Annotated in this window: 17 protein-coding genes; 6 read left to right on the top strand and 11 right to left on the bottom strand. The window is 62.1% G+C overall.

Annotated elements, in window-relative coordinates:
• Nucleotides 1-5: 5 nt before the first annotated feature.
• Nucleotides 6-794 carry a fumarylacetoacetate hydrolase family protein gene (locus tag P9292_RS12325; RefSeq protein ID WP_309959191.1) on the top strand — a complete coding sequence of 263 codons (789 nt, stop codon included), beginning with the start codon at nucleotides 6-8 and terminating at the stop codon, nucleotides 792-794.
• Between the two features lie 112 nt (nucleotides 795-906).
• Here the strand turns inward: P9292_RS12325 and P9292_RS12320 are convergent, their stop codons facing one another.
• From P9292_RS12320 to P9292_RS12310, 3 genes are all read right to left on the bottom strand, one after another.
• Nucleotides 907-1161 (bottom strand): CsbD family protein, encoded by a 255-nt coding sequence (locus tag P9292_RS12320; RefSeq protein WP_244829251.1) that lies wholly within the window; start codon nucleotides 1159-1161, stop codon nucleotides 907-909.
• 109 nt (nucleotides 1162-1270) lie between these two features.
• Nucleotides 1271-1627: a response regulator gene (locus tag P9292_RS12315; RefSeq protein WP_244829252.1), complete on the bottom strand. Its 357-nt coding sequence runs from the start codon at nucleotides 1625-1627 to the stop codon at nucleotides 1271-1273.
• Nucleotides 1624-3135, bottom strand: a complete 1512-nt coding sequence (locus P9292_RS12310) for an ATPase domain-containing protein (RefSeq protein WP_250510260.1) — start codon at nucleotides 3133-3135, stop codon at nucleotides 1624-1626. The genes P9292_RS12315 and P9292_RS12310 overlap by 4 nt, the downstream gene beginning before the upstream one ends.
• A 1055-nt stretch (nucleotides 3136-4190) precedes the next feature.
• Here P9292_RS12310 and P9292_RS12305 point away from each other — a divergent pair.
• Nucleotides 4191-4922, top strand: a complete 732-nt coding sequence (locus P9292_RS12305) for an OmpA family protein (protein ID WP_309959187.1) — start codon at nucleotides 4191-4193, stop codon at nucleotides 4920-4922.
• Nucleotides 4923-4997: 75 nt separating this feature from the next.
• On the opposite strand, the gene P9292_RS12300 is transcribed toward P9292_RS12305, so the two are convergent.
• Genes P9292_RS12300 through P9292_RS12290 form a run of 3 tightly spaced genes read right to left on the bottom strand, consistent with a single transcriptional unit; the run spans nucleotide 4998 to nucleotide 6545 of the window.
• Nucleotides 4998-5510 carry a methylated-DNA--[protein]-cysteine S-methyltransferase gene (locus P9292_RS12300; protein WP_309959184.1) on the bottom strand — a complete coding sequence of 171 codons (513 nt, stop codon included), beginning with the start codon at nucleotides 5508-5510 and terminating at the stop codon, nucleotides 4998-5000.
• A gap of 23 nt (nucleotides 5511-5533) precedes the next feature.
• A complete protein-coding gene (locus P9292_RS12295; protein WP_309959182.1) occupies nucleotides 5534-5794 on the bottom strand; it encodes a hypothetical protein in 261 nt (86 codons plus the stop codon).
• The gene (locus tag P9292_RS12290; RefSeq protein WP_250493629.1) at nucleotides 5787-6545 is read right to left on the bottom strand and encodes a DNA/RNA non-specific endonuclease; all 759 of its coding nucleotides are present in this window, start codon (nucleotides 6543-6545) and stop codon (nucleotides 5787-5789) included. The genes P9292_RS12295 and P9292_RS12290 overlap by 8 nt, the downstream gene beginning before the upstream one ends.
• 201 nt (nucleotides 6546-6746) lie before the next feature.
• On the opposite strand from P9292_RS12290, the gene P9292_RS12285 reads away from it, so the two are divergent.
• Nucleotides 6747-7814 (top strand): alpha/beta fold hydrolase, encoded by a 1068-nt coding sequence (locus P9292_RS12285; protein WP_409015161.1) that lies wholly within the window; start codon nucleotides 6747-6749, stop codon nucleotides 7812-7814.
• Between the two features lie 20 nt (nucleotides 7815-7834).
• Here P9292_RS12285 and P9292_RS12280 read toward each other — a convergent pair whose 3' ends face one another.
• A complete protein-coding gene (locus tag P9292_RS12280; protein WP_309959180.1) occupies nucleotides 7835-9214 on the bottom strand; it encodes an MATE family efflux transporter in 1380 nt (459 codons plus the stop codon).
• Between the two features lie 72 nt (nucleotides 9215-9286).
• On the opposite strand from P9292_RS12280, the gene P9292_RS12275 reads away from it, so the two are divergent.
• A complete protein-coding gene (locus P9292_RS12275) occupies nucleotides 9287-9607 on the top strand; it encodes a YnfA family protein (protein WP_244829259.1) in 321 nt (106 codons plus the stop codon).
• 21 nt (nucleotides 9608-9628) lie between these two features.
• Here the strand turns inward: P9292_RS12275 and P9292_RS12270 are convergent, their stop codons facing one another.
• A complete protein-coding gene (locus P9292_RS12270; RefSeq protein WP_309963996.1) occupies nucleotides 9629-10645 on the bottom strand; it encodes a DUF2891 domain-containing protein in 1017 nt (338 codons plus the stop codon).
• Between the two features lie 2 nt (nucleotides 10646-10647).
• Nucleotides 10648-10977: a hypothetical protein gene (locus tag P9292_RS12265; RefSeq protein ID WP_250493626.1), complete on the bottom strand. Its 330-nt coding sequence runs from the start codon at nucleotides 10975-10977 to the stop codon at nucleotides 10648-10650.
• On the opposite strand from P9292_RS12265, the gene P9292_RS12260 reads away from it, so the two are divergent.
• Nucleotides 10976-12271 carry an MFS family transporter gene (locus tag P9292_RS12260; protein WP_244829262.1) on the top strand — a complete coding sequence of 432 codons (1296 nt, stop codon included), beginning with the start codon at nucleotides 10976-10978 and terminating at the stop codon, nucleotides 12269-12271. The genes P9292_RS12265 and P9292_RS12260 overlap by 2 nt on opposite strands.
• A gap of 269 nt (nucleotides 12272-12540) precedes the next feature.
• On the top strand, nucleotides 12541-13218 hold the full coding sequence (locus P9292_RS12255; protein WP_250467421.1) for a hypothetical protein: 678 nt from the start codon (nucleotides 12541-12543) through the stop codon (nucleotides 13216-13218).
• A 3-nt stretch (nucleotides 13219-13221) separates the two neighbouring features.
• Here P9292_RS12255 and P9292_RS12250 read toward each other — a convergent pair whose 3' ends face one another.
• Complete coding sequence (locus P9292_RS12250) at nucleotides 13222-13371, bottom strand: hypothetical protein (RefSeq protein ID WP_244829264.1); 150 nt, start codon at nucleotides 13369-13371, stop codon at nucleotides 13222-13224.
• The gene (locus P9292_RS12245; protein WP_409015160.1) at nucleotides 13368-14507 is read right to left on the bottom strand and encodes an AraC family transcriptional regulator; all 1140 of its coding nucleotides are present in this window, start codon (nucleotides 14505-14507) and stop codon (nucleotides 13368-13370) included. Before P9292_RS12245 ends, P9292_RS12250 begins: the two co-directional genes overlap by 4 nt.
• Nucleotides 14508-14569 lie beyond the last annotated feature (62 nt).

Below are 14569 nucleotides of genomic sequence, written 5' to 3'. Positions count from 1 at the left end.
TCATAGTGACCACCTGGATTCGTTTTCGCGATGCCGACGGCCGTATTGGCTTCGGCACGCTCGATCCGCACTCCGGCCGCGTCGTGCAGCACGACGGCGCATTGTTCGGGCAAGCACGTCCGACCGACATTTCCTTCGCCGCCGACGACCTCACCCTGCTCGCGCCTTGCGAACCGAGCAAGGTCATCGCGTTGTGGAACAACTACTACGCGCTGTCGCAGAAGCTCGACAAGGCGCCACCTGCGCATCCGCTCTTTCTGATCAAGCCGCCAATGTCCGTGATCGGGCCGAACGAGTCGATCAAGCGGCCGAAAAGTTATCACGGCAAGATTGCGTACGAGGGTGAACTGGGAATCGTGATCGGCAAGACGCTTTCGGGCGCGTCGGTGGAAGAGGCCGAGGCGGCCATTTTCGGCTATACGTGCGTGAACGATGTCACCGCCATCGAACTCTTGCAGGAAGATCCCAACTTCGCGCAATGGTGCCGCTCGAAGGGCTTCGATACCTTCACGTGTCTCGGGCCCGCCATCGTCACGCCAGGCAACGGCTTCGACTGGCGCGCGGCCCACGTGGTCACGACGCTGGACGGCGTCGAGCGCCAAAATTATCCGCTCGACGACATGATCTTTTCGCCCGCCGAGCAGGTTAGCCTGCTGTCGCACGACATGACGCTCGTTCCCGGCGATGTCATCGCGTGCGGTACGTCGATCGGCGTGGGATCGATCAAGGACGGCGCGCGCGTGGAAGTGACGATTCGCGGAATCGGTACTCTGGCGAACACGCTCGCGGCCTGAAGCGGTGTGAGCGGTGTGAGCATCGTGCAATGAAAAACGGCAAAGCCGACTTGCGGACTTTGCCGTTTTTTCACGCCTGGCGCCATGCGAGATGGCGCCGCGCGTCGATGTCTCAACGATCGCGATTCCAAAGCGCGCCGAGCACGAAGCCCACGGTCGCCGCGATCAGCAAACCGTTGATCGGCTGACTCGCCACCGCCACGCGCAATTGATCCACGGTCTCACCGTAGCTCTGCTGCAGCGAGCCGAGCGCCTGCCGCGTCTTGCCGGCCACTTGCGTTTCCGAGTCGCCCGTAAGCGCGCCAACCGCATCCTGCACCTTGCCCACGACCTGTTGCGCCGCGCCTTCCACTTGATCCTGCACCATGGTGCCTCCCTTCTCGTCTGTAGCGGTTATGGTCAATGTTGCAGCGGGCTGATCTTGCGGCATCCCGGCAACGTCCGAGTGAAACAAGGAGCACGCTTCGTGCCCAAGGTCAGGCTTCGCCGAGTTTATGTTTAACCAGATCGAGCAAATCGTCGATGGAAAGCGGTTTGCGGCGAAACTGCGCGTTGGCGTGTTCCAGCGTGGGCGCATGCGCCGCCGCGCTCATGAGAATCACGGGAACCTGTGCAAGCGAGTCGTTCGCCGCCAGTTCGCGGATGAAGGCAACGCCGTCCATGTGCGGCATCATCCAGTCGGTGATGACGAGGTCGGGCGGATTCGCGCGCGCGGATTCGAGCGCCACGCGCCCGTTCGACGCGGTCGTCACTTCGTAGCCTTCCATTTCGAGAATGAGGCGCCAGGTTGTGAGGATGTCGAATTCGTCGTCGACGACGAGGATTTTTTTCATGCTCGCTGGCCGGGGTCCGACACAGAAAGCGCAGGCGCCAACGACGGATGTCCGGACAGCAGACCCGTCGAGCCGATGAACCCTTCGCTGATATGCAATCCGCGCGAATCGATCGTGAGACGGCGGATCGCCGTATCGTGCGAACCTTCGCGCTGTTTGACCACCGACACCATGCGATACAGCGACGAGTTCGCCTCGACATAGCGCAGGAGCACGATGTTTTCGGTCATCGCGGACGCCCGCAAGGTGGTGGGCGTCGTCGAATCGCCGTAGAGCGGCAACTCTTCCGTCACGAGCGTGGTGACGCCGGCTTCGCGCAGACGGTGCGTGAGCGCGTTCAAGAATAGCCCGAGGCGCTCGGTGCGGTTGGCCGACTGAAAGAAGCCGTCGACGCCATCCACCACGAGCCGCGACGCCTTCGAGCGCTGGATCGACGCAATCAGTTCCGAGGCAAGTTCGTCGATGGCGAGTTCCACGGCTGGATGCCATTCCAGTAGCAAATGGCCGCTATCGACAGCGTCTTTCAGGTCGATGCCGACCGACGCCGCCTTCGCGATCAGCCGCTCCGGCGACTCGTAAAGCCCGAAGTAGACGCACTGCTCGCCGCGCGCCACGCCCGCCTGCAAAAACTTGAGCGCGAGCAGCGTCTTGCCGACGCCCGAGGGCCCGATAAAGGTGGTGGTCGAACCGCGCACCACGCCGCCGCCGAGCATCTGATCGAAATCGGGGAAACCGAAGGCAAGACGGCTTTCGAAGTCCGGCACGTCCTGCGCATTCGCCGACGACGCTTCGAGTCGCGGGAAGGTCACGAGTCCGTCCGCCGTGATCTTGAAGAAATGCTTGCCGAGCAGATGATCGCGCGCGCGCAGCTTATGCACTTCGATTTCCCGTGCGCGGCGCATTCCGGTGTTGTAGCGATTTAGCTCGATCAAGCCATCGACCAATGTGTGTTCGGGATGCGGCTCGTTGCCGGACAGCGGCGCGAGAATGAGCGTCGTGCAGCGCGCGGCGCTCACGAAGGCCGACAACTCGTGGATGAATTGCGAGAGTTCGAGTTCGGTCGAACTGAATTCGCGGGCGCTGCGAAAGCCGTCGATGACCATGAAACGCGGGCGGCTCGTGCGGATGGTCGCCGCGATGAGCGAGAGGAAGCCGGACAGGCCGTCGCGTATCAGTTCGTGGTAACCGCTCACGAACAGCATGCGTTCGGAGATGGCGTCGGCGTCGTAGAACGACATTGCCCGAAGGTGCGACAGCAGCTTCGTGTGCGATTCGGCGATCAGCGTGATGTATAGCACCATGTCGCCCTGGCCCACGCGATGAAAACCGATCTGCGACGAAAGGATTGTCTTTCCCGCGCCAGCCATGCCTTCGATCATGTACAAACCACCTTCGGCGAGACCGCCGCCCAGAATCTCGTCCAGACCTGCCACGCCAGTCGTGACGTTGCCGTCGTTGGGTATGGTCTGTCGGGGCGAAACGGTGGGGAGCTTGTCGTCTTGGGTCATGGAGTGTTCGTTTTACTTGGCGATCCGTTTGAGCGAACGCGAATTATGGCTGACTCCGAGCAACAATGGGATCTTCCGTCTATCGTGAAAGCCCATCCGCCTTGGCGCTGGATGGCAACCCATCGATGGGCAGAGGCGCGCGTTGGATTCCCGTTCCTGCAAAAAGGGTGGCGCTAAAGGTTTGAACTCTACTCGTCCGCATTTTTCACGCCCGCTCGTCTTCTCGGGAGCGCATCCCAAAAATAGGACGAAATTGAGAACCTTCTCATGGGCGATGACGCTTGGCCCTGTTGAAATGGCATCCATGCATTAACGAGGGCCGAGATGGATCGAGGCCTTTTCTGTTCCAGGCGTTACGCGCCGTTTCATTTCAGGTCAGCCATGTCCCGTCCGAACTCGCTTTCAAGCATCGTCACGCTCGCGCTTTGTCTCGTTTCTTCGTTTCCGATTTCAGTTTCATGCGCGAATGCCGGCGAACGGTTGCCCGATTCGCGCATTCTTTCGGCAGCTCCGTTCAATTTTCACGCGGACAAGGAAATCTTCTCGCGCCTGCCGGCAAAACCCGTGGATTCGCGTATCTTTTCGCCTAATAAACCCGAACGCTACAACGGCGATTCGCGAGTGGCACAAACGCGATTCGATCACGCGCAAATGATTTGATTTGGAAGAGTAGAGCGCGCAGGTTGTTCTGGAATTAATTGGATTCTCTGACCATAATCAGATACGCATTAAGCTGGATGCGTAATCCGAATTGAGCAACTTGCCGGCGAAATGTCGCCGAATTGCATGACGTCGATGGTCGCAACAGTCGTTCAGATGGCGCACGCTTCGGTGAATAATGAGATGCGAAGCGGGATGTCGATTTTTGGGAATTGTCCCTGCGGTAAGTTCTTAAGCCGTTGCTAGAATCGCGGCGGCTTTCGGTCGTTTCAAGATCGCGATACCGAACTTCATCTATTTCTCAAAACGGGCTTATTCGCGCTTTCGCAATTCAGGCGCTGAAATAAGCGGAAATCCCGTCAATTGCCAACAGGCGCTCTGCTTACTCATTCAATATGTTCAACAAGACCATTGCCACTATTCTCGCGAGCGTCGCCATTCTTGCCGCTTGCTCGTCCACGTCCAGTCCTGCGACCAGTCTTGCGTCCAGTCCCACGTTCAATCTCAGCGAAATTCAGACGTCGAACGGCCAAAAGGCTTTCCGCGCCGAATGCTACGGCTTGTTCGAAGGCGGCAGCCAATGCATGGCCGCCGCGCAGAAGGCATGCGGCAACCAGCCGGTGAACCCGCTCCAGAAGGTCGCGGGAACGAAGACACCGGACAATGTCTCCGAGCTGATTTTTGTCTGCGGTGCACCGGCACAGCCCGTGCAGCCGGCGGCTGCGGAACCCGCGCCGCCAGCGGTGGTGGATACGGCGACCGTCGCGCCGGTCGCGCCGGCCGCACGCAAGATTTCCCTCGACGAAAAGACGAACTTCGACTTCAACAGCGCCCAGTTGACGCCGAAGGCCAAAGCCTCGCTCGATCAGATCATCTCGGAAGGACGCGGCACGACGTTTTCGTCTGTCAGCATCGAAGGACATACGGACTCTGTTGGCTCCGCGCCGTATAACCTGGCGTTGTCCCAGCGTCGCGCGGAGTCGGTGCTCGAATACCTCAAGAGCCACGGTCTGAAGGCGAACGAGTTCTCCATGAAGGGCTTCGGCAAGTCTGTTCCAGTGGCATCGAACGCGACGAGTCAGGGTCGCGCCGAGAATCGCCGTGTGGAAGTGACGCTCAATCCGTAAGCTGGACGCTGTCGAAGAAAAAGCTTGCGAGCCGAAAGGATCGCGAGCTTTTTTACGTCGATACGCGCCGGAGGATCAGAACAACAGCAGTTGCTCGCGCCCGCGTCCGCCTTCCAGCGTCAGCAGGTGACGCTTGCGCGCAACGCCGCCCGCGTAACCTGTGAGTTCGCCATCGCCGCCGATCACGCGATGACACGGCACGATGATCGACACCGGATTGCGCCCATTCGCGCCGCCGACCGCGCGCGATGCGCCTGCGGGCAAGCCAAGACGGCGCGCGAGATCGCCGTAAGTCCAGGCTTCGCCGAAAGGAATCTGACGCAGCGTGTCCCAGACTTGTTTTTGGAACGCGGTACCGTCGAGCCGCAGCGCCACCGAAAACACCTCGCGCGCGCCACCGAAATATTCGTCGACTTGCTCGCGCGCCTCGGCGATCACGCGCGGCACGCGCGCCGATGCGCATGGCTCGTGCGATAAACCGTCCGGGCAATACTTCTGCCCGACAAAGAAAAGCCCGGTCAGGCAATCGCCTTCCGCGCGAAACAAAATGGGCCCGAGCGGGCTCGGGCTAACGTGGCTTTCGATCACGTCGCGTCTTCTCGCGTCCCGTTTCAGATGAACGGATTATCCGCCGTGCCGCCGGGCGCGGTCGGCTCGTCGGCAAGCTTCGCGGGCAGCGCCTTGTCCTTTTGAAGAACATCGACGATAGCCCCGAGCGCCTTGTACAACGCCTGCGCGGCGGCGAGCCCCGCCTGATCGCGTGCAATGGTGAGCTCGCCGCTCACCGACACACGCGTCGTGCCGTTCTGGATGTTGATCGCGTCGCCCGCGATGTTCATCACGTCGGTATCGTTGGCAAATGGTTTAAACACCGCTCAGTCCTCCAATTCGTTTGTCTTTCAGTGCATCGGGGATGCCGGGAAACGCAAGACCGCTCATGGCTTCCAGTTCGCGCACGGTTTTCATCGTATAGGTATTGGTCGGCACATTATCGACGACGACCACGAACGCGATTTGCCGCTTCGGCAAATAGACCACCTTGTACAACTGCGTCGGCACGAACACGCGCGACTCGCCGATGGTCTGCAACTGCCGCCCTGAAAAGAGCGGGCCGGTCACGACATAGGCATCGCCGGATTCTTCGGTCAGCCTGCGTACCGCTTGCTCGATGCGCGACCAGATGCGCCGGTTGTTCGACGGATCCTGCGGCACGATGTTCGCAAGCGAGAACGATTCGGCCATGCCTTGCTTGCTGGCTCGATCGCCCGCCGGGCTCATGTGGCCGCGATCGTAGCCGCTCCTTTTGTAGTCGTCGAGTTGCGCGCTGTCGCCGGCCGGCAGCCGCTTGTCGACGAAAAAGCGATTGGTGCGCGTGTTGTTCTTCGCGTCATCGACGCTCTGCGCGGTCAAATGCTCCGCCGACCAGAGCGGCCCGTGCGTGACGCCGGAATGCAGCAGAGCGAAATCGGTATAGCAGATTTCCTGCGTGGACGCGCGCATCTTCTGATTGACGACGACGGGCGCGCGGCCGCCTGGACTGAACTGCGGACAGTCGCTCGCGACCGCCGCGACCGACGCGGCGCCTAGAAGCGCGACGACGAATGCCTTGATGCGTACTTGCATGCTGAGTATGAAGATCCGTGCTGATGCGTGAGAACTCGCCGCCTGATGGTCAGCCGTTCGGCTTAAGCCGGGCGAATCGAGGCCGCAGAGTATAAGGCAGTGCAGTGCACATGGAACGGAAGAAATTCATCCACGCTAGAATGCGTCGGCTCGGGCCGCGCCGTAGGCGAAGGCCGCATCGAAACGAATGGAAGGAAGCCAATGAACGCCAAGCGCCGCAAGCTCGATATCGCGCGAAACCTGCTGCTGTCGCTCGTCTCGTGTTGCACGATGCTCACCGCGAGCCAGGCTCACGCGCAAGACGCGCCCGCCAACGATGGCCCAGCATACGGACCTGAACTGCAAGGCTTCGACTATCCTTATCCGGTCGCGCGGTTCTCCATTTCGTCGCAACGGCAGGTCGTCCAGATGGCCTATATGGATGTGCATCCCGCGCATCCCAATGGCCGCACGGCCGTGCTTCTGCATGGCAAGAACTTCTGCGCGGCGACGTGGAAAAAGACCATCGATACCTTGAGCGAAGCCGGGTATCGCGTGGTGGCGCCGGACCAGATCGGCTTTTGCAAGTCCACCAAACCGGCGCGTTATCAGTACAGCTTCCAGCAGCTCGCGCGCAATACGCATGCGCTGCTTGCGGCGCTTGGCGTCACGCATCCCACGTTGATCGCGCATTCGACGGGCGGCATGATCGCGGTGCGTTATGCGCTGATGTACCCGCGCGAGACCGAGCAACTCGTGCTCGTGAATCCCATTGGTCTGGAAGACTGGAAGGCGAAGGGCGTGCCGTCCATTTCCATCGACGACTGGTATGCGCGCGAGCTCAAGACCACGGCCGACAGCATCCGCAGCTACGAGACCAGCACGTATTACGCGGGGCATTGGAGCGCGGACTACGAACCGTGGGTGCAGATGCTTGCGGGAATGTATCGCGGACCGGGGAAAGATGCGGTCGCGTGGAACTCGGCGTTGCTGTACGACATGATCTATACGCAGCCTGTCGTCTATGAGTTCGATCAGTTACGAACCCCGACGCTGCTGATGATCGGCGATAAGGACACGACGGCCATCGGCAAGGATCTGGCGCCGCCGGAGATTCGCCCGACGCTGGGCCGTTATCCTGAGCTGGCGAAGCTTGCACAGCAGCGGATCGAGGGCGCGAAGCTCGTCGAGTTTGCCGAGCTCGGTCATGCGCCGCAGATGCAGGACCCGGTGGCGTTTCACAAGGCGTTGTTGGAAGGTATGGCGGCGTTGAAGGCGAAGGCGGATTGAGTCAGGCCATCCACTCCGCGTCAATCCACGCACGATCTCCGCTCGATCGCGGGCAACTGCACCAGCAACGTAACGGCGCGCGCGATCATCAAGATGGCGAGCGCGAGCCACAATCCGTGGTTGCCGAACCAGCCGTTCAGCAACCACGCGGCAAATAGAAAGATGCCAAGCGATACAGCCGTCGACACCATCAGCTCCCGCGTGCGCGTCGCGCCGATAAACACGCCATCGAGCTGAAAGCTGATGACCGATGCAAGCGGCATCACCACGGCCCAAGGCAAGAAGCGCAGCGCGGCGGCACGCACGTCCCGCTGATCCGTGAGGTGGCCGATGATCCACTCGCCCGCGAGCCAATAAACGAGCGAAAAGCCCGCCGCGCCGATCACCGACCACAGCATCGTCACCTTCACGGCCTGGCGAAACGCGTGGCGGTCGCGCGCGCCCGTGGCCGCGCCGACCAGCGCTTCGGCGGCGTGCGCGAAGCCATCGAGTCCGAAGGCCATGAAGGTCTGGAAGTTGAGCAGGACGGCGTTGGCCGCGAGGATCGCATCGCCCTGACGCGCGCCCATGTGGGCGAACCATCCATACGATCCGAGCAGGCACAGCGTGCGAATGAAGATGTCGCGATTGAGCGCGACGAGGCGCTTCATCGCGCGCGCGTCCAGCAGCGTGCGCAGCGCGAGCGCCGGAAGTCCATGTGGACGCAAACGCCAGAGAATCGCAAGACCGAGCGCGAAGCCGCAAAAATCCGCAGCCGCCGTGGCCGCGCCGATGCCCGAAATACCCCAGCCGAAGCGATACACGAATAGCAGGACCGCCACGATATTCACCACGTTGATGAACACTTGCGTGACGAGCGCGAGCCGCACGCGCTGGCAGCCGAGCAACATCCCGAGCACGACGTAGTTGCCAAGCGCGAAGGGCGCGGCCCAGATGCGCGCATGGCAGTAGGCGCTGGCCGTGCTCTGGACAGCCGCGCTACCGCCGAGCGCGGCGAGCGCATAACGGATGATCGGCACCTGTAACGCCAGCACCGCCATGCCGATGAAGAGCGCGAGCAGCATCGCCCGCAATACGCTTGCGCGCAGGGCAAGCGCATCGTTCGCACCGAACGCCTGCGCGACGAGGCCCGTCGTGCCCATGCGCAAAAAGCCGAAGCTCCAGAACACGAAGCTGAAAACGAGTCCCCCGAGAGCGACGCCGCCAATATATTGCGGTCCGTCGAGATGACCGGCGACGGCGGTATCGACCGCGCCTAGAATCGGCTGCGTAAGATTTGCGAGGACGATGGGAAACGCGAGCGTCAGCACGCGCTTGTGCCAGTGCACCGGCACGGCGGCCGGATGCTCGATATTGTTGGGAGCGTTCAATTGCAGGGCGAGGTGAGCAAGAGGCGTCATTGTGCCGTGTCAGGGCGACGCTTGCTGCCGAAGCAGCCGATAATGCGCGTCGAACCCGCTGCCCGACTGTTCATGAAAACTCTTCTGCTTTATGTCGTGACGGCCATCGCGGAGATCGCCGGTTGCTACTTTCCGTATCGATGGCTGAAGCTCGATGGCTCGCCCTGGCTGGTCGTGCCCGGCGCGCTTTCGCTTGCGTTGTTCGCGTGGCTCCTCACGCTGCACGATGCGGCTGCAGGGCGTGTCTATGCGGCGTATGGCGGCGTGTATATCGGTGTGGCGATCGCATGGCTGTGGGCCGTGGATCGCATCCGGCCGACGATGTGGGACGTGACGGGCGCGGTCATCGCGCTGGCGGGAATGGCGGTCATCGCGTTCCAGCCGCGCGTCTGATTCAGCGTGGCGCTCGGCGCGTCACGCTTCCAGCGCCAGCAACGCAAACGTGGCGAGCCAATGTTCGCCCATGTAGTCGCCCGCCACGTGCGCGATGCCCGCCGCCAGATGCTCGTCGGCGCTCGCGTCGAGCACGCCGATGCGCGCATCGCCCGCAGGCAGCGCCCGCGCGATGGTCCGCTGGCACCACGCGCGGCTCAGGTTCAGGCCGTCGAGATGCGCGAGCTTGCCGTCGCTGCGATCGGTGACGGTGGCCGGCACGAAGAGCGTCGCGGGTTCGCGCACGGCAAGACGCGGCAAGAAGCGTTCGAGCCAGCCGGTGAACGATGCATCGGGCAACACGTGGCGCATCAGCACGGCTTCCATCAGCGACGGCGAGAGGAATTCGTCACCGGCCGGTTCCCACGCCTGACAGGCTTCGTCATTGGCGAACCAGCGCGTGGCCGTATCGACGAGAAGGCGCTCGAAATCGCCATCACGAACCACACGTGCATAACCGAGCGCCAGCGTCAGCGCGAACGCCATGTTGAAATGCGTGCCGACGCGCAGCGGATACGTCGACTTCGGCAGGAATTCGACGAAGCGCGCGACGAAGGCATCCGCGAGCGGTTGCAGCGTACGGGCCCAGCGCGCGCCTTCCTCGGTGTGCATCGAGCGCAATTGGCCCGCGAGCGCGAGCAGCCACGCCCAGCCGTAGGGCCGTTCGAAACCGCGCGCCGCCGGGCGTTCGAGGTAGGCGACTTCGGCGGCGACGTTGGCATCGGTGAAATGTTCGTCGATGACCGAGCGAATGCGCGCGGCTTCGGGTAGCGCGGGAAAGCGGTCGACGAGACGCGCAAGCAGCCAATAGCCATGCACGCACGAATGCCAGTCGAAGCTGCCATAGAAGACGGGATGCAGCGCGCGCGGGCTTTGCACGTCCGCTGCGCTCGCCATGACGTGATCGAGCTTGTTGGGATACTCGCGCGTGAGATGACCCAGCGCGACTTGCGCGAATTTCGACGCCAACGCGTCGTCCAGCACGATATGGCACGGCATGTTCATACGAAACTCCAATGATGGACGAGCGAGACTTTATCGATAAATCCGCGGCGCCGTGTTCGATAAGGGAAATTCCCTAACCCGTGGCCACGCCGGGAAACATGCAAATGGCGTAAGCCGCGCGAAGGCTTTGGCGACAAGCCGCGTCGGCTGAAAGCATAAAGATGGATGCCGCCTTTGTCGCGCGCCGCATTGGGGAAATCACAATCATCTTTGCGCGCTTTTCCGCGAATCGTCGTATAAACTTGCGCCCGAACGCCGCAGAGCGATTCGCCCCGGCAGTGTCGTGCCGGCCGATCAAACGCCGAGACCAGGAACAGACTACCCATGAACGACATTCCCGCCTACACCGCTGAAGATACCCGTCGCCGCGTATTCGCGATCGTCGGGGCATCGTCGGGCAATCTCGTCGAATGGTTCGACTTCTATATCTATTCGTTCCTTGCGCTGTATTTCTCGGCGGCCTTCTTCCCGAGCGGCAATCCGACCACGCAATTGTTGAATACCGCGGGCGTGTTCGCGGCGGGCTTTCTCATGCGCCCGATCGGCGGGTGGCTCTTCGGCCGTATCGCCGACAAACACGGCCGCCGCAACGCAATGATGATTTCCGTGCTAATGATGTGCGGCGGCTCGCTCGTCATCACCTTTCTGCCGACGTATTCGAGCATCGGCGCGTGGGCGCCGTTCTTTCTGCTGATCGCGCGGCTCTTCCAGGGCTTGTCCGTCGGCGGCGAGTACGGCACGAGCGCAACCTATATGAGCGAGGTGGCGCTGCGCGGCCGTCGCGGTTTCTTCGCATCGTTTCAATATGTGACGCTGATCGGCGGACAGCTCGCCGCGCTACTCGTGCTGGTCATCCTTCAGATGTTTCTCTCGACAGAAGAGCTCAAGGCGTGGGGCTGGCGCGTGCCGTTTTTCGTCGGCGCTTGCGCGGCGCTGATCTCGCTTTTTCTGCGTCGTTCGCTCGAAGAAACCACGACCGCCGAATCGCGGCAACGCAAGGAAGCGGGCACTTTGCGCGGCCTGATGCAGCACAAGGGCGCGTTCATGACCGTGGTCGGCTTCACGGCAGGCGGATCCCTGATCTTCTACACGTTCACCACGTACATGCAGAAATATCTGGTCAATACGGCGGGCATGCACGCCAAGACGGCCAGTAACGTGATGACGGGCGCATTGTTCGTCTACATGATCATGCAGCCGCTTTTCGGCGCGCTGTCGGACCGCATCGGGCGTCGTCAGTCGATGCTTTGGTTCGGCGCGCTCGCCACGCTCTGCACGGTGCCGCTGCTGCACGCGTTGCGCGACGTGACGAGCCCGTTCATGGCGTTCGTTCTGGTCGTGGCCGCGCTTGCCATTGTCAGCTTTTATACGTCGATCAGCGGTCTCATCAAGGCGGAGATGTTTCCGCCCGAAGTGCGCGCGCTGGGCGTCGGGCTGTCGTACGCCGTCGCTAATGCGGTGTTCGGCGGATCGGCGGAATATGTGGCGTTGTGGCTGAAGTCGGCGGGCAGCGAATCGGCGTTCTATTGGTATGTCACCGCCATGTGCGCCATCTCGCTTGTCGTGACCTGGCGCATGCTCGATCCGAGCAAGGTGGGCTATTTGCGCAACGAGCCTTAATATAGTGGCCGCGACGGGTTGGCAAGCGCTCTTTGCGTGGCCTGTCGTGTTCCAGTCGTAATCACCGGCGCCATTAGCGCGGACCCTTATGTCCGCCGGGCTTGCCGATCAAGGTAGTATGGTGTTTGATGCGGTATGAATCTGCAGGTGAAGCGCGCCCCACGGCGCACGGACGCAAAAAGCGCAAGCCGGAAGCGCTGGCGCGCGACTCGAACGCGCGCATTGTCGACATGCGCCTTTGGGTGCATCGGTCAGCCGGGAGCCCTTTCATGGAAGATTTCGATGAAACGCTATTCGTCGTCTGGCGAGCCAACCTGAATGTTCTGGTGGGTTCGCCGGGCGGCGCTGCGCGACTCGCGCGGATGATGAGCTTCTCGCCTTCGCTGATGAAGCTCATCGTCGCGGGTCAGCGCGACTTCAACGAGGAATTCGTGCGCGGTATCGAGCTCGTGACGGGCTTGCCGCCGCACTGGATGGACGAGCGCCGCAACCCCGCCGAAGTGCCTTCCGGCGTGCAACGCGCGCTCGACGAAGAAGCGCCCGTCGCGGTGTTCCGCGGCACGGCGCATCCCGCGCCCAAGCGTTCCGTGTTGCGCGGTCCCGACCCGCTGCTGTCGCAAACGGAAGCAACGCGCCGCGTGGCCGATCTCGCGCAGCAGCAGGCGGAAGCCAATCGTCGCGATCTTTTGTTTCGCAAAAATCGCGAACTGCTGTCGCAGGATTTGCGTCGGCTGGAACGCCAGCTAGGTTTGCTGCAAGTCGAGCCAATGCTGCCCAAGGCCGATGAACTCATCGCCTCCGACCGCATGAGCGAAGCGGCGAAGGCGGACCTTTCCGGCCGTCTCGAACAGATCGACAAGCATGTGAAGTTGCTGCATCAGCACGTCGACAAACTGGTGACGCTCCTTTCGACTCCGGATGAACCGGGTCCGAACGATCCCCTCTGAGTCTTACTTAGCCCGCTTGCGTTCCTCGTTGTCTTCCGGCTCGGCGTCCACGGCAATCGGATCGCTCGCCGGGAACGTCTCATCCAGCGCTTCGTCGAGCAACTCCTCTTCGTGGGTGTGCGTCGCGGGTTCGTCGGGCCGTGCTTTCGTCATGATGCGCTCCGTGGGCAATTCTTCGACGCCTCAATATAGCAGCGTCGATATCCGCGCGCTCTCAGCGTGCGCGGCGATAATCCGCCTGGCCGCACGCCCGTCCACTTTCTGAAGGCGCGCCTGAAAGCGCTCGGTTCCGCAAAGCCGAGCGCGCTCGCAATCTGAGCGATGGTTTCGTCGGTATCCGCAAGACGCGAGAGCGCCAGATCGCGGCGTAGCGCGTCCCTGATGGTTCGATACGTCAGCCCTTCCTGCGCGAGACGCCGACGCAAGGTGGCCTGCGCGATATTCAATTCCGCCGCCATGCGGTCCGCCTCGGGCCAGTCGGCCGGCGCGGTCTGCCGCAAGCGCCGCCGAATGCGCGCCGCGAGCGATTCCGAATTCCGATACTTGACGATGAAGTTCGCGGGCGCGTCGCGCAGAAAGCGCCTGATCGTGGCGGTTGTCTGCACGACGGGCAGCGCGGCGCATTCGGGCGATAAATCGACGAATGAACGCGGTGCGTCGAAACGAAGGGTGTCGCAGAACATCAGCCGGTATTCGTCGCTATCCGCTGGTTCCTCGCAACGAAAATCGGCCGCAAGCACCGGAATGCGTCGCCCGACGAGCCAGCACAACAATCCATAGACGAGGATGAAGCCGGTCGCGCAGGCGAACATGCTCTTGGGCTCGCGTTCGCCGTGGCCGTCGTTCATCCAGAGGCGCACGCGCGTCGCGCCGATATCCGGCTCGAACGATAACTCGTCCAGCACGAGCCGCATGAATCCGGCGATGCGCCCGAGCGCCTGTGCGCCGTCGCGCGCGCTCAACGCGGCGTGCGACATCAGCACGAAGCTGCCGCGCCGCATCGGGTGCGCGTCCTGGCCGAGGAACTCGTCGTCGAGCGCGTCGGCGATGGCGTGCCACAGGCGGCCGTACTGCGCGGGCGTGACGCGCGCATGCGGCGTGTCGAGCAGCGCGGGCGCGATCTGCGCGGCGTCGAGCAGTATCGCGCGATCGACGCCGCGTGCTTGTGCGCAGCGCAAGGCTGCGTCGACGAGACTCGCGGCGATCGAATCCCGTTCGATGTCCTTCGTGGATGTTGGGGTTGTCACTAGGTGGCCAAAGCGCTCAGTTAGCGTGATCGTTTCAGGCATCGGCTAATGTCCGGCGATTGCCTAGACTCGTGCACACGCCACGCGCGCCGCGCATGATCGAG

This window comes from Caballeronia sp. LZ001 (genome assembly GCF_031450875.1).
Lineage (GTDB): Bacteria > Pseudomonadota > Gammaproteobacteria > Burkholderiales > Burkholderiaceae > Caballeronia.
This window is presented reverse-complemented; position numbering and strand designations above follow the sequence as displayed.